Origin of the sequence: Paraburkholderia sp. 32, assembly GCF_050435345.1 — a bacterium.
Lineage (GTDB): Bacteria > Pseudomonadota > Gammaproteobacteria > Burkholderiales > Burkholderiaceae > Paraburkholderia > Paraburkholderia tuberum.
On the sequence record NZ_JBNDKD010000003.1, the window covers coordinates 1,869,470 to 1,884,602 of the forward strand.

The window sequence follows — 15,133 nt, forward strand, 5'->3', positions numbered from 1 at the left end:
GCCGTCCGTCGATGGCGGTCACCGCGCGGCCCGCGCCTCATAGGCGATAGCAGCGCCAGGCCGCCCGTTCGGACGTTCGTCCGGCCGGCGGCCCGGCGGCTACGACTGCGGCTACTTCCTGCGCCGCGCGCCGCGCCCGCCCGGCATCGAGCGCAGTCCAGTCCGCTCGACCGTGAAGCGGAACGTGCGCGTCAACCGCTCGCCGCGCTTGAGCAGCGTCATGCCGTTTTCGCTCGCGCCGCCCGCCAGGTTCATTGCATTGATCGGATGATCGACCGGTTCGAAGCAGAAGAAGTCTTCGCCGGGCGGCGTGTACAGCACGTAATAGTCAGTGTCGGCGGCGATGTTCAGCGACAGACGGCGCTTCGGCCACACCACTGCCGCCTGGCCGCTCCAGCCGGTGAACGCGTGATTAACGATCGTCTCCGGCAGCGGATACGCGACGCCGAACTGCCACGCGGGGGGCGCCGGCACGTGGCGCACCGGCAGCCAGTCGTCGCTCGAGAGCCACAGGCCGCCGGCCGCCGCCGACAGCTCGGTGTCCGCGTCGCGCACGAAGAACGGATGCACGCCGAGCCCGAACGGCAGCGTCTCGCGGCCAGCGTTTTCGATGTCGAGCGAGACGACCAGCGTTGGGCCGTCCAGCGTGTAGGTTTGTGTCGCGCGGAACGCGTATGGCTTGCCGTCGCTGCGGTCGAGCGCGAGACGCACGTGCTCGCGGCCCGCGTCGAGCACCTGCCATTGCGCGAGCCAGCCGTCGCCGTGAATCGGCAGCGGCTCGTCGGCGCGGTTGCGCGGTACCTCGACGCGCCGCCCGGCCACGCTGAAATGGCCGCCGCCGATGCGGTTCGAGTACGGCAAGAGCGGATAGCAGGCCAGCTGGTTCGGTTGCGTATCGCCACCGACGTGACTGCAGCGCCGGAAGATCGGCGTCAGCGCGCCGTCGTCGCGCCAGTCGAAGCGGGTCACACCGCCGCCGAGCGTCGGCGCGACATCGAGACGCAATTGCGAGTTGGCGAGTGTGATGCACGCGACATCGCCGGCGCTGCCTTCGCCGAGGGCCACCGCCGACGTGCTCGGGCCCGCCAGCACGGGATTGGCCGCCGCGGCGAGTCGCGAGCGTCGCGTTTGAGAGGTTGGGGATGAGGCTGAAACGAGATTCGCAACAGTCATATCTGGCTCCATCGAGAGGCGTGGGACGTTGCCGTCAGGGTTGACGGGAGTTGCGGGCGACTTTTTGTGACCAATTCGCCTCGAGTCCGAACTGCATGCTGCCGATTCGTTGCCGGCCGGTCGCGGGCGTATTGCTCGCGGACCGAAACTGCCACATCGACTTCTGCTTCACCTTCAGGATCGCGGCCCCGGCGTGCGGCCGGGGCTGCGTCATTCTGCGCTAGATAGGCGCGCCCTGGAACAGCGGCTCCGCAACACCGCGCCGCGCGAGCGTCGCGACGAACAGGTCGCCCGCGAGCGTGTCGGCCGCGCGCGCCGTCGCATCGAGCTCGGCGTAGGCGCTCGTGATGTACAGCGTGTCGAGCGCCGACTCGCCCTGGGCGCTGCCCGTGGCCTGGCCGAGCGCGGCACCGCCGATCGCGACGCAGCTCGGCTGCGTGGTGGGCACGTCGATGCGCTCGGTTTCCACGCCATCGGGGCCGTAACGCACCACGCGCGCGCCGCCCCATTGCGCGTTCCACAGGCCGCCGTCGCTGTCGACGGTCGAGCCGTCGGGGATGCCTTTCGCATCGGTCAGGCGAGTGAACAGGCGATCGTTCGCGATGCCGCCGTCCGCGCGATAGTCGCACGCGCGGATTTCACGCGTCGGCGAATCGCAGTAGTACATCGTCGCGCCGTCGGGACTGAATGCGATGCTGTTCGAAATCGCCGGCGCTGGCAACGGTAAACGTTCGAGCGACAGATCGTGATTCAACCGATAAAAGCCGGCGACCGTCTGCCGTTGCCCGCTTTCGTCCTTGGTGCCGAACACGAAACGCCCTTGCCGATCGCAGCGGCCGTCGTTGACGCGCGTGTTGAGACCGGGCTCGACGTCGACGATGCGCTGCGTGCCGCCCTTCTCCAGATCGAAAAACGCGAGGTGCGATGCGAGCCCGAGCAGCACGTAGCGCGGGTTTTCGCACAGTGCGAAGGTGGCGAGCCGCTCGGGCATGTCGAACGAATCGCTGCGGCCGTCGGCCGGATCGTAGCGCCACAGCCGCGCGCCTTCGATGTCGGTCCAGTAGAAGCGGCCGCTCCTCGCGCACCAGGTCGCGCCTTCGCCGAGCTCGCATTGCGCGTCGAGCAGCAGCGTGGCCCGTTGCACGCGCGGGTTGGCGCTCACGCCCAGCCTCCGTCGACGACGATGTCCTGCGCGGTGATCATGCGGCTGTCGTCGGCGGCGAGGAACAGCGCCATGCGCGCGAGGTCGGCCGGCATCAGCTCGGCGTCGATGCACTGGCCTTCCTTGATCTGGCGGCGGCCGTTGTCGTCGAGCCACAGGCGCAGCTGCTTGTCGGTCATCACCCAGCCCGGCACCAGCGTGTTGACGCGGATATTGAAGTGGCCGAGGTCGCGCGCGAGCCCGCGCGTCAAACCCTGCACCGCCGACTTCGACATCACGTACACCGGATAGCCGCCGTTCTTCAGCATCCAGCTGATCGAGCCGAGGTTGATGATCGAGCCGCTACGCGCGGCCTTCATGTCCTCCATCACGGCCTGCGCCGCGAAGAACTGATGGCGGATGTTCACGGCGATGCCCGCGTCGAACGACTCGCGCGTCACGTCGCCGATCTGATGGCGCTTGTCGTTCGCCGCGTTGTTGATGAGCACCTGGATCGGACCCAGCGCGGCCTTCACGTCGGCGATCGCTTTTTGCAGCGCGTCGACGTCGGTCAGATCGCAGGCCAGAAACAGCGGCTTGTGCTTCGAATCGCCGAGCTGGTCGGCGAGCGCGTCGCCCGCGCTCGCGTCGATATCGAAGAACGCGACGCGCGCGCCCTGCGCCGCGAAGTGCTCGACGAACGATGCGCCGATGCCGGTCGCGCCGCCCGTGATCAGCACCGTACGGTCGACGAGGCTCGGATAGCGCGCGTACGCGGTGTCAGCGAGGCTGGCGTTTGCATTGGCCGGAGACGACATCGTTCGATTCCTTTATGAGCTTGGATGTGCTTGGGATGGGGTGAAAGCGACTCAATCGCGCGAGCCGCGGTTCTTCAACTGGTCGAGCAACACGGCCGCGAGCAGAATCGCGCCGCGCACCAGGTACTGATAGAACGCGTCGATGTTCAGCAGGTTCATCACGTTCTCGACCGTACCCATGATCAGCACGCCGATCACGACGCCGGAGATCGTCGCGCGGCCGCCCAACAGCGACACGCCGCCGAGCACGCACGCGGAGATCACGTTCAGCTCGAAGCCTTCGGCGGCGTTCGGCTGACCCGACGTGATACGCGACGCGAGAATCACGCCGGCAAGCGCGGTGACGGCACCCTGGATCAGAAAGATGTAAACGCGCGTGCGCTCCACGTTGATACCGGCGAGCCGCGACGCTTCCGGATTACCGCCGATCGCCAGCGTATTGCGGCCGTACACGGTCTGGTTAAGCATCACGCCGAACACGATGAAGCAGATCAGCGTGACCCAGATCGGCAGCGACACGCCGAAGAACGTCAGGCCGCCGAGCGCGATGAACGTATCCGACGACACGCCGACCGCCTGCCCATGCGACACGATGAAGCCGAGGCCACGCACGATTTCCATCGTCGCGAGCGTCGTGATCAGCGCGTTGATGCGCAGATAAGCGATCACCGCGCCGTTGACGAAGCCGATCACCGCGCCCGCCGCGACCGCCGCGATGATCGCGATGACCGTGCTGTTGGTCGCGTTGAGCACCATCGCGCACAGCACGCCGGCGAACGCGACGGTCGAGCCGACCGACAGGTCGAAGTCGCGCGACGCGAGGCAGAACATCATCGTGCACGCGACCATGCCGATCTGCGAGATCGACAGCGCGAGGCCGAGCATGTTCTCGATCGAGAAGAAATGATCGACGGTCAGCGACATCGTGACGAACATCAGGATGAAGATCACGATCAGGCTGTATTCGGTGATCTGCTGCCACCATTTGGCCTTGTCGCCGGTCTGCGGGATCAGCGCGTCGGCCGCGCTCTTGGCGGTCTGCTGCGCGAGGTTTTCTCTGGCTTGCATGTTCAATACTCCTCCCCGTTCCCCACGGGTTGCGGACTCGCGTCCGGATAAGGTTCAGGCCGCGCGCGACGCGCTCTGGTTGGCGGCGTTGGCGTTCGCGTTTTCAGGCAGCGCGGTCGAGCTTTGCGGCAGCGCGAGGCTCAGCACCGACTGTTCGGTCGCGTCCTTGCGCGCGAGCTCGCCGGAAATGCGGCCTTGGCGCATCACGACGATCCGGTCGGACACGCCGAGCACTTCCGGCAATTCCGACGAAATCATCACGATCGCGCAGCCGCGCTCCGCGAGCTGATAGATCACGTTATAGATCTCGTGTTTCGCGCCGACGTCGATGCCGCGAGTCGGTTCGTCGAGAATCACGACTTTCAGATCGGGCTCGGCGAGCCAGCGCGACAGAATCGCCTTCTGCTGGTTGCCGCCCGACAGGAAGCGGATCTTCTGCCGCCGATGCGGCGTCTTGATCTTCAGCAGCTTGATGAAACGATCCGCCGTCTGCGCCTCCTTCTTGCGATCGAGAAACACGCCCGCGCGCAGATAGTGACGGCGGCAGCTGATGTTGATGTTCTCCGCGACGCTCGCCATCGCGACGATGCCCTCTTCCTTGCGATCCTCGGGACACAGCACGATGCCGTGCTTAATCGCCTCGCCCGCGCTGCGCACCTTGATCGGCTTGCCGTCGAGTATGAGTTCGCCGCCCTTGCGATGCTCGGCGCCGTACACCAGATGCATCAGCTCGCTGCGGCCCGCGCCGACGAGTCCGAAGAAGCCGACGATCTCGCCGCGCCGCACCTCGAAGCTCGCCGGCTGCGCGAGCGGATGACCTTCGATCGCCTTCGCCGCGAAGCGCACTTCACCGAGCGGCCGCGCCGAATAGCTATAGATGTCCGAAATTTCGCGCCCGACCATCTCGCTGACGATCGTGTCGCGCGACACGCCTTCTAGCGTCGGATGCGACGCGACCTTGCGGCCGTCGCGGAAGATCGTGCACGCGTCGCACAGCTCGTAGATCTCATCCATCCGATGCGAGATGTAGATCATCGCGCGGTTGTCGGCGCGCAAATCGCGCACCAGCTTGAACAGCACCTCGGTCTCGCGGTGCGACAGCGAGCTGGTCGGCTCGTCGAGCGCGATCACGCGCGCGTTGCGCATCAGCGCCTTGCAGATTTCGACCATCTGCCGTTGCGCGATCGACAGCTTGCGCAGCTTCGCGTTCGGATCGAGCGCGACGCCCATCGCTGCGAGCCGCTCGCGCACGAAGCGCTTCGCCTCGCGCTTGTTGACCCAGCCGAGCGCATTGGGCAGTTGGCCGAGCAGCAGATTTTCCGCGACCGTGAGGTCGGGCACGTACTGCAGTTCCTGGTGAATCACCGCGATGCCGGCACCGATCGACGCGGCCGCGCTCGGAAAGCGCACCTCGTTGCCGTCGATCATCATGCGGCCCGAATCGGGCTGATACTCGCCGCCGAGAATTTTCAGCAGCGTCGATTTTCCCGCGCCGTTTTCGCCCATCAGGCCGTGCACCTGGCCGACGTTGACGTCGAAGGACACGCCGTCGAGCGCACGCACGCCTGGAAAAACCTTGCCGATATTGTCAAAACGTAGCGTCGCTGACACTTCGCCTCCTTGTCGACCGGAGTTAGCGCTTTAGCGCTTACTCCGGTGCCATGCAAGATATTGCTGCTTCATGTTGACCGTACGCGTTTCGCGCGCGGTCCGTCTGTCTACCGCAGATCGTCTCTCGCCGCCGGCGCGCCGTCTCCTGCGCCAGGCAGGGAAAGCGACGCGCCGGCGGTGTACTTCATACCACCGCAAGTGTTGCGATTACTTCGACGCGAGGCCCATCTTCTCGCGCACTTCGCCGACGTTGTCGCGCGTCGCCAGCATGCCGGTCGTCAGCGTCAGCAGCGGCGGTTCCTTGCCCTGCGTGATCCACGCGTACATCAGTTCCGAGGTTTCCTCGCCGTGGCGCTTCGGGCTGATGATCACGGTGCCGTAGAAGCCCGTCGGCTGCGGCTTCTTGAACTCGTTCATCGCGGACTCCGAACCGCCGATGCCGATGCCGATCATGTTGTCGGCCTTGAAGCCACGGCCTTCCGCCGCGCGCACCGCGCCGAGCACGCCTTCGTCGTTCAGCGCGTAAGCGACCCAGTGCTTGAACTGCGGGTTCTTCGTCAGCGCGATGTTGGCGGCGTTGAACGCGTTTTCCGTGTCGGTCTTCGCCTGCGGCGCGGTGACGATGTTCGCTTTCGGGAAGCCCGCGGCGACCAGCGCGTCGGTTGCGCCGGTGGTGCGGTCATGCGCGGTCGGCAACTGCTCGTAGGTCACGTCGATCGCGCCGACGTCCTTCATGTCCCAGCCGCGCTTCTTGATTTCAGCCGCGATGCCGTCGCCGACCTGCTTGCCGATGTTATACGCCGAGATGCCCATGTGCGGCACCGCTTCGATCGGCTTGCCCGCGCCGTCGACGAGGCGGTCGTCGACCGTCATCATCTTCAGGCCGTCCGCCTTCGCCTTCGCGACGATGCCCGGCCCGAGCTTGACGTCGGGCGTGCAGATCACGAAGCCCTGTGCCTTCTGCGCGGCGAGGTTATCGATCGCGCTCATTACCTTCTCGCCCGACGGCGCGCCGATCTTCACGAGCGTGAAGCCCTTCTGCTTGGCGGCGATCTCGGCGAACTTCCATTCGTCCTGGAACCAGGGCTCTTCCGGCTGCTTCACGAGGAAGCCGATCTTGACCGTATCGGCAGCCTGTACGACCGGTGCGTTGAAGAGCACACCCGCCGCCGCCGCTGCCAGCGTGAGGAAAATTCTGCGTTTCATAATGCGTGTCTCCTGACTAATTGATAACGAGAAGGTAATCGGCCGCGTCTTCTTGTACCGGTCTGACACACGCGGCCAGCGCGTCGTCCGGTGTTCTGTGCATCTCTTCGCGATGCGAATTCAGTCGTGATACAGCGCCGAGCGTCCGCCATCGACAGTGATGCAGCTCGCGTTGATGAACGGCGCTTCGTCCGACGCGAGGAACACCGCGGTCATCGCCACCTCCTCCGGGCGGCCGATGCGCTTCATCGGCTGCAGATCGAGTGTCGCCTGCTGCGCGGCGGCCGGATCGGACTGCTCGTTCCACCAGTCGTGCGTCAGCTGCGTTTCGATGTAGCCCGGCGCGATCGCGTTCACGCGCACGTTGCGCGGCGCGTACTCGATGCCGAGCGCGCGCGTGAGGCCAATCACGCCATGCTTCGCGACCGGGTACGGAAAGCAGCCCGGAATGATCTTGAACGCGTGCGTCGACGCGATGTTCACGATGCTGCCCGCGCCACGCTCGACCATGCCCGGCAGCACCGCGCGACAGCCGTTCCACACGCCGTCGAGATCGACCGCGAAGCAGCGCCGCCAGTCGGCGTCGGTCATCGTCAGCGGATCGCAGAACACGTTGATGCCCGCGTTGTTGACGAGGATGTCGAGCGCGCCGAACGCGCGTTCGCCTTCGCCGACCGCATGCTGCAGCGACGCCGGTTGCGTCACGTCGGTCCGCACCGCGAGCACGCGCGCGCCGGCGCCGGTGCCAACTTCCGCCTCGATCTGCGCGGCCGTGCGCTGCGCCAGGTCGAGGTCGAGTTCCGCCAGCACGACTGCCGCGCCCTCGCGCGCGAACGCCAGCGCGATCGCCGCGCCTATGCCGCGCCCAGCGCCCGTCACGAGAGCGGCTTTGCCGGCGAGCCGGTTCATTTCTTCGCGCCCGCGCGGGCGATCCGCAAACCGTTGATGAACGCCTTCGCATGCGACGCGGTCACCGCCGCGCTCTGGCCCGGCTTGTACAGCGCCGAGCCGAGGCCGAAACCGTTCGCGCCGGCGCTCAGGAACGGCCCCATGTTGTCGGGCGTGACGCCGCCGACCGGCACGAGCGGCACCTGCGCGGCGATCACCGCGCGCCATGCCTTGACGACCTGGCAGCCGAGTTGCTCGGCGGGGAACATCTTCAGCACGTCCGCGCCGTTCTTCAGCGCGATGAACGCCTCGGTCGGCGTCGCGACGCCGGGCGCGCAGGCGAGGCCCCGCGCCTTCGCGGCGATCACGACTTCCGGATCGCTGTGCGGCATCACGATGAGTTCGCCGCCCGCGGCCTTCACGTCGTCCACGAACAGCGGATGCAGCACCGTGCCCGCGCCGACGATCGCGTCGGCCGGCAGCACCTTGCGGATCGCCGAGATGCTGTCGAACGGCTGCGGCGAATTGAGCGGTACTTCGACGATGCGAAAACCGGCTTCGTACAGGGCCTGACCGTGATCGGCCGCGTCGGCGGGCGTGACGCCGCGCAGGATCGCGATCAGCGGACAGGCTTCGAACGCGGCGATCAGACCCGCGTGCGGCATGTACGGTGCGGGCAGATTGATGTGTGGTTGCATGTCGGTTCCTTGTTTCGTGAGCGTCGTAAAGGGCTCTGCCGCCGGTCAGCCTGCGCGCGCCGCCTGGGCGGACGGCCGGACGAGCCCCGCTTCGACGGCGACGCGCCACAGGCCGCGTTCGGTTGCATGCCTGACCGGCTCCGCGCGCAGACAGCCGAATTGCGCGAGCGCGAGGCGGTAGCGCTCGCACAGCGCGTCGTTGCCGATCAGCCGCAGACTCTGCTGCGCGAGCGAGCTGCCTTGCTGCGCGAGTACCGCTTCGAGGCCGGCGAGTTCGTGCCCGATCAGCAGGCCCGACAGATAGTCCGGCTGTGCCTCGCTCGACAGCGCGCCGGTCAAGCCGAGCGTGCGCGTGCTGAACACGGTCGCGAGCACGCCTGCCTGGCCCTGCTCGCGCGCGATGTTCACGCCGCGCAGAAATGCTTCGGTATCCGGGCGATCGGGCGTGACCATCGTGCGGCCGAGAATCGTGTGCTCGCGCAGCGCGGCGAACACCTCGCCGGTCATGAACGTATGAAAACGCTCGATGCGCTCCGCCTGCACGACCGCCCATTTCGCGTGCGTGCCGGGCAGGCCGATCAGCGAGCGGGTGTTGCTGTCGACCGAGTTCGCGTCGTGCGCGCCGTCCGCGTCCGCGCTGAGCGCGCCGAAAATTTGCGTCTCCTCGCCGCGCATCACGTTCGGCAATTCACCGCGTTGCAGCACGCCCGGCACGATATGCAGCGTCGCGCCGCGCGCGGTCTGCACGCGGACGATACCGGCCACCAGCGCATCGGCGTTCGCGGGTGTCTCGACATACGGCGCTTCGAGCCAGCCCTGCGCGCTGCCGACCATCCCCGCCGCGATCACCGGCACGCCGCGCGCATGGTCGAGCCATGCGCCGCAGGCGTCGTCGAACGCGGCGTCGAAGCCGCCCTCGGCCGCGCTACGCGGCAGATTCATGATGCCGGCCGTCGATGCGCGCATCGCCAGCACGCGACCGTGCGCGTCGAACAGATAGGCGCGCAGCGACGTCGTGCCCCAGTCGAGCGCGATCAGCGCGGCGTGCGTGAAATCGACGGCGGCGGTATCGGCGGCGGCGGTCGCGTCCGGCTTCACGCCCGAGGTGGGCGCGGCGGGCGCCCGGTGGTTCGCCGGCGTGGCGGTGCCCGCTTGTTTCATCGCTTGATCCTGCGCGTGGCCGGTCGCGGTGCGCGCCAACCGAGTTCTTCCGAAATCGCGCGCGCCTCGCGCTGCACGACCGGAATCAGTTCGTCCATCCGTTCGAGCGGCATATAGGGAATCGTGCTGGCCACCGACAACGCCGCGACGATCGCGCCCGACGCATCGCGCACCGGCGCCGCGACGCAACGGATCGCCGCTTCGTTCTCTTCGAGATCGAACGTGTAGCCGCCGGCCGCGTAGTTCGTCATGCGCTGCAGGAAGGTCGGCGCATCGGGGCGGTTGTCCGGCTTGAAGCTGACGCCTGCGAGCGCGCGGCGCGACGCGTCGAACAGCGACTGCCATGCGTCCGGCGCGAGGTCGAGCATCATCGCCTTGCCGATGCCGGTCGACGCGAGCGGCATCCGATGGCCGACGCGCGAGCGCATTTCGAGGCCGCGCGTGCCGGGGATCTTGTCGATGTACAGCACGTCGTCGCCGTCGCGCACGCCGAGGTGGATCGTGTCGAGCGTCTGCTCGGCCAGCGACTCGAGGTGCGCACGCGCGACGGCCGTCAGCGGCATCTGTTCGAGCGCGATCGTGCCGAGCTCGATCAGCTTCGGCCCGAGCAGATAGCCGCCCTGCACCTGGCGCAGATAGCGCGCCTGCACGAGGCTGCTGACGAGCCGGTGCGTGGTGCTGCGGGTCGTGCCGAGCGCGGCGCCGAAGCTGCGCAGATCGCGCACACCGGCCGCGGCTGCCTCGAGAATCGCAAGGCCGCGCAACAGCGTCTGCGTGCCGGCCTGCTGCGGCGTGATTTCCAGCAGCGTGACCGGCAGCCCGAGACCGTCGACGGTCGCCGCGCGCGCCACCGGGCGCGACGCCCTCGCGGTAGCGGACGCATTGGCGGCGACATTGGCGGTGACGGCTGAAGCCTCGCGCGGCGCGGAATTCAGCGCCGGATTCGCGGCGCTGTTCGGCCCGCCGTTCGAGCCCTGCGCGGCCTCGGCCGCGCTGGCGGCGGGAGTGGGCATCGCTTTGTTCATGGCGATTCGCCTTCGGATGGTTTCTGCGCTTAGCGCGCGGGGCCGGAGAACAGGGCGGGAACGGGTGCGGCGCCGCGCTCGCGCGGCTGCTGTGGTTGGCTGCCAGACATGGTCGGTCTCGTCTCCGGTTTTTTTCTGTCGCTGTTCGCTGTTTCGGCGCGCTGGGGCGCCGACTCGCGATGCATGTTGGCTTGGATTGTAGGGCGACTTTTGAGAATCACCAATATGTGAATGTTGAGTCCATATAGTGAGATTTTAGTGGGCGATCGAGTGTTTAGCGAACTGTCGCGGTCGCGGTCTGCTGAGGCAAAAAAGCCCGCGCGAGGCGGGCTTCGAAGCAGGACAACGGGATCGAGGGCTCTTTCAATCCGGCAATTCAGCCGCGCCCATCCGCCGCGCAATCACGCGCGCGCGTTGCGTGAGATACGCCGAATTCCTGTGTTCATCGAAATACCTGGGGCGTGGCAGCATCACCGCGAGCCGCGCCGACTGCGCGGCCGTGAGCTTGCTTGCCGAGGTCTTGAAGTAGTACTGCGCGGCCGCCTCGGCGCCGTACACGCCGCTGCCCCATTCGACCGAGTTCAGATAGATCTCGAAGATGCGCTGCTTGTCCATCAGCGTTTCGAGCATCCACGTGATGATCAGCTCCTGGCCTTTGCGGATATAGCTTTTCTCGCGCGACAGAAACAGGTTGCGCGCAAGCTGCTGCGAGATCGTCGAGCCGCCGCGCACGATCCGGCCTTGCGCCTTGTTGCGCTCCCACGCCTGCAGGATCGCGTCGGTTTCGTAGCCTTTGTTGTTGACGAAGTTCGCGTCTTCGGACGCGATGATCGCGCGCTTCAGGTTGCGCGAAATCTGCTCGTACGGGACCCACGTACGCTGCACCGACAGATCCGGCCGGTCCTGCGACAGACGCCATGCGTCCGAGCGCATGAACGCGGTCGAACGCGGATTGACGACGTTCCAGATTGCGATCTGCGCGAAGTAGTACGCCTGCGTCGCGAGCCAGGCGATGGCCACGACCGCGGTCAACCAGGCGAGCCAGCGCAGCGGGCCGGACTGGCCGCGCGAACCGCTGGCGCGCCGCGTCGCTGTCATGGTGCGTGCTATCCGCGCGCCGACGTTACGCGGGCGACGGCGCCGTCAGCAGCGCGCGCAATTCGGCGAGCACCGGCGCACTGTCCGGACGCACGCCGCGCCACACATAGAACGATTCGGCGGCCTGCTCGACCAGCATGCCGAGTCCGTCGGCGCCGCGCGCGCCGAGTTTCGCCGCGTGCTGCATGAAGATGGTCGGATGCGCGCCGTACATCATGTCGTAGGCGAGCGTGCCGTTGCCGAACGCGCGATCGTCGCACTCGGGCAGCGACGCATCGAGGCTGCCCGCGGTCGCGTTGACGATCACGTCGTACTGGCCCGCTTCGATCGCGCGGGCGCTGCCGCCGGTCAGACGGCAGTGCGCGCCGCTGGCAGCCTGCGCGAACTGGTCGACCAGCGTTTCGGCCTTCTGCGCCGTGCGATTGACGATCGTCAGCGTATGCGGTGCGCGCTCGAGCATCGGCAGCACGACACCGCGCGCGGCCCCGCCCGCGCCGAGCAGCAGGATGCGCGCGCCCTTCAGCGACACGCCGAGATTCACCTCGATGTCGCGCACGAGGCCGAAGCCGTCAGTGTTGTCGCCGTAGATGCCGTCGGCGTCGACCCGCAGCGTGTTCACCGCACCCGCCGCCGCCGCGCGCGGCGACAGCGTATTCGCGAATGCATGCGCGTCGAGCTTGAACGGCACCGTCACGTTCAGGCCGCGTCCGCCCGCTTCGATGAACGCGCGCACGTGCGGCACGAACGCGTCGAGCGGCGCGAGCAGATGACCGTACTCGACCGGCTCGCCGGTTTGCGCGGCGAAGCGGCCGTGGATGAACGGCGACTTGCTATGCCCGACGGGGTTGCCGATGACCGCGTAGCGCTCGCGCGTTGGGTTGCCGCTCATCGTCCCGGCTCCGTGACGTGTTGGTCGCGGTCGGCGTTGTTCGCGGCGTCGTTGCCGTCGCCGGTCGCCGCGGATTCGTCTGCGCTGGGGTTGTCGTTGGGATTGCCGCCTTCGCCTTCGGCTTCGGCTTCGGCTTCCGCTTCAGCTTCGGCTTCGCTTTCGGCGCTGTCATCGGATGCGTCGAGCAACTCTTCCTCGCTCTCGTCCTCGCCTTCTTCGGCTTCGGCGCCGCTCGTCACGGTCGGTGCATCGAGCACGTGCAACAGACGCACCGACGCTTCGATCGTCAGTTCATCGATCGACATGACTTCCATCTGCAAACGCGTGCCGCGCGCATGCACGCCGAGGCCCGGCACGTGCAGCAGCAGCGGAATTTCCTCGAGACGCACGAGATCGCCCTTCACGACCGACGCGACCACCTGCTTGCGGTTTTCCTGGGTGAGCCAGCGCAGACACCAGAAGTACTCCATGCGACGCTGATAGTCGGCGTACGCGGTGTAGGTGTCGTCGAAGCCTTGCACGACCGCGAACAGATCGGCGTCCTTCGGCTTGAACGGCGCGGCGAGCTTGGCGGTCACGCCATGCTGCACGCACGCGATCAGCTGCCACTGATTCACGAGGTCGACGTAGCGGCGCAGCGGCGACGTGCTCCACGCGTACTGCGTGACGCCGAGCCCTTCGTGCGGCGCGGCGTTGGTCTGCATGCGCGTGCGCTTCGGGCCGCTCGGCACGCCGAACGCGCGCTGCGTGCGATAGATGCCCGGCACGCCGTGATCGTGCAGGAACCCGCCCCACGACGAGTTCGCGAGAATCGCCAGCTCGGCGACGATCGTGTCGAGCGGCGAGCCGCGCCGGCGCGGCGTAATCGTGACATGCTCGCCGTCGACGTAGAAATTGAAGTCGGTATTGCGCTGCACTTCGCGGCGCAGGCCGTAGCCGGCGCGCGCGGTCTGGCGCTTTTCGAACAGCGCTTGCGCGAACGGCCACAGCACGGCGATATCGTCCTTGTGCGGATACTCGCCGGTGCCCTCGGCGAGCGCCTTCTCGGTGACGATTTCGTCGAGCGTGTTGTGGCGCAGATTGTTCTTCACGAACACGCGCTCGGCGCGCGTTTCGCTCGCGACGATCTCCTGCGTCTCGCGATTGACGATCACGTACAGCGACAGCGCCGGCCGATACCCACCCTCGGCAAGCGTGAAGGTGTCGACGACGCTGTCGGGCAGCATCGTGATCTTGTCGCCGGGCATGTAGACCGTCGACAGACGCGCGCGCGCAATCGCATCGACTTCGTCGCCACGCTGGATGCCGAGCGCCGGCGCGGCGATGTGCACGCCGATGCGCACACGGCCGTCGGCCAGATGCTCGACCGAGAACGCGTCGTCGATTTCGGTCGTGGTGATGTCGTCGATCGAGAACGCTTCGACGTCCGCCTGCGGCAGATCGTCGGGCACGTTCGCGGCCGCGACGGACGGGAAGCCGGTGCCGTGCGGGAAGAACTCGGACAGGAATTTCGCTTCGTGCAGCGCGCGCGGCGACGCGATCGCGCCGCATTCGAGCATCAGCCGCGCCTGCGAGATGCCGCGCGCGGCCGCGGCGCCCTCGAGCGCCTTGTACTCGATCGTGTTCTTGTCGGGCTTCGTCAAGAGCGCGAGCCCCTTGCCGCCCGCGAACGCTTCAGGCAGGCGGCCTGCCTTCAGCTCTTCCTCGTACTGCGCCTGCACGAGCGCCTGCTGACGCTTGCGCTCGAGGCCCGCGAGCGCCATCTTCAGCTGCTCTTGCGGCGCGCGCTGGTACATGCCGCGGCCCTTGCGGCGGAAGTACACCGGCGAGCCGTGCATGCGCAGCACCAGCGCCGCGCGCTCGATCGCGCCGAAGCTCGCGCCGAAGTACTCGGCGCCCAGCGTCGCGAACGGGAACTCATCGTCCGGCGCGCATTCCCACAGGAAGTCCAGATCGATCTCTTGCGCCAACGCGTCGGCCTGCTGCATCAGTTCGGCCGCGGTGGGCTTCTCGAACTCGATCAGCACATCCTTCGCGCGCACCTTCGCGCGCCGCCCGCCCGGCAACTCGACCTGAAACGCGTCGCCCTGGCGCGACAGCACGCTGCCGGCCTTGAAACTGCCCGATTCCTCGAAGAAGACGTTCACTCAATACTCTCGTTCTGACTTGCGTCTGCCGTCGCGCCCGACGCCCTGTGGCGGTCGATCACTGCATGCGCGGCACGGCAACCTGTTCGTGATAGTGAATCCGCGGCGCGCACTGCGCGTGCCAGCGGGTTGAATCTTGCGACCAGCGGTGGCGGTCGGTGTGTCTTTCTAATTGACGTCCTGGCAGGGTTCGGTGCCGCCGCCCTTGCG

At 67.1% G+C, this 15,133-nt stretch carries 13 protein-coding genes; all 13 read right to left on the reverse strand.

Going from position 1 to position 15,133, the window contains the following annotated elements:
- Positions 1-111: 111 nt before the first annotated feature.
- The 13 genes from OKW26_RS31350 to OKW26_RS31410 all read right to left on the reverse strand — a co-directional run bounded on the left by OKW26_RS31350 (position 112) and on the right by OKW26_RS31410 (position 14,923).
- Complete coding sequence (locus OKW26_RS31350; protein ID WP_429356155.1) at positions 112-1,173, reverse strand: aldose 1-epimerase; 1,062 nt, start codon at positions 1,171-1,173, stop codon at positions 112-114.
- A 220-nt stretch (positions 1,174-1,393) separates the two neighbouring features.
- The gene (locus tag OKW26_RS31355) at positions 1,394-2,335 is read right to left on the reverse strand and encodes an SMP-30/gluconolactonase/LRE family protein (protein WP_429356156.1); all 942 of its coding nucleotides are present in this window, start codon (positions 2,333-2,335) and stop codon (positions 1,394-1,396) included.
- A complete protein-coding gene (locus tag OKW26_RS31360; RefSeq protein WP_184058491.1) occupies positions 2,332-3,132 on the reverse strand; it encodes an SDR family NAD(P)-dependent oxidoreductase in 801 nt (266 codons plus the stop codon). Before OKW26_RS31360 ends, OKW26_RS31355 begins: the two co-directional genes overlap by 4 nt.
- Positions 3,133-3,183: 51 nt before the next feature.
- A complete protein-coding gene (gene araH, locus OKW26_RS31365) occupies positions 3,184-4,200 on the reverse strand; it encodes an L-arabinose ABC transporter permease AraH (RefSeq protein ID WP_184022903.1) in 1,017 nt (338 codons plus the stop codon).
- A gap of 54 nt (positions 4,201-4,254) precedes the next feature.
- Positions 4,255-5,811: an L-arabinose ABC transporter ATP-binding protein AraG gene (araG, locus tag OKW26_RS31370; RefSeq protein ID WP_429356157.1), complete on the reverse strand. Its 1,557-nt coding sequence runs from the start codon at positions 5,809-5,811 to the stop codon at positions 4,255-4,257.
- A gap of 207 nt (positions 5,812-6,018) precedes the next feature.
- Positions 6,019-7,017 (reverse strand): arabinose ABC transporter substrate-binding protein, encoded by a 999-nt coding sequence (locus tag OKW26_RS31375; protein ID WP_184058495.1) that lies wholly within the window; start codon positions 7,015-7,017, stop codon positions 6,019-6,021.
- A 120-nt stretch (positions 7,018-7,137) separates the two neighbouring features.
- On the reverse strand, positions 7,138-7,926 hold the full coding sequence (locus tag OKW26_RS31380; protein ID WP_429356158.1) for an SDR family oxidoreductase: 789 nt from the start codon (positions 7,924-7,926) through the stop codon (positions 7,138-7,140).
- Entirely contained in the window at positions 7,923-8,603 is a 681-nt protein-coding gene (locus OKW26_RS31385; protein WP_429356159.1) for a 2-dehydro-3-deoxy-6-phosphogalactonate aldolase, read from the reverse strand. Before OKW26_RS31385 ends, OKW26_RS31380 begins: the two co-directional genes overlap by 4 nt.
- Before the next feature lie 45 nt (positions 8,604-8,648).
- On the reverse strand, positions 8,649-9,764 hold the full coding sequence (locus OKW26_RS31390) for a 2-dehydro-3-deoxygalactonokinase (protein WP_429356160.1): 1,116 nt from the start codon (positions 9,762-9,764) through the stop codon (positions 8,649-8,651).
- Complete coding sequence (locus tag OKW26_RS31395; protein WP_429356161.1) at positions 9,761-10,789, reverse strand: IclR family transcriptional regulator; 1,029 nt, start codon at positions 10,787-10,789, stop codon at positions 9,761-9,763. The genes OKW26_RS31390 and OKW26_RS31395 overlap by 4 nt, the downstream gene beginning before the upstream one ends.
- Positions 10,790-11,152: 363 nt before the next feature.
- Positions 11,153-11,887: a monofunctional biosynthetic peptidoglycan transglycosylase gene (gene mtgA, locus OKW26_RS31400; RefSeq protein WP_184058505.1), complete on the reverse strand. Its 735-nt coding sequence runs from the start codon at positions 11,885-11,887 to the stop codon at positions 11,153-11,155.
- Between the two features lie 25 nt (positions 11,888-11,912).
- The gene (gene aroE, locus OKW26_RS31405; RefSeq protein WP_429356162.1) at positions 11,913-12,776 is read right to left on the reverse strand and encodes a shikimate dehydrogenase; all 864 of its coding nucleotides are present in this window, start codon (positions 12,774-12,776) and stop codon (positions 11,913-11,915) included.
- A complete protein-coding gene (locus OKW26_RS31410) occupies positions 12,773-14,923 on the reverse strand; it encodes a ribonuclease catalytic domain-containing protein (RefSeq protein ID WP_429356163.1) in 2,151 nt (716 codons plus the stop codon). Before OKW26_RS31410 ends, aroE begins: the two co-directional genes overlap by 4 nt.
- Positions 14,924-15,133 lie beyond the last annotated feature (210 nt).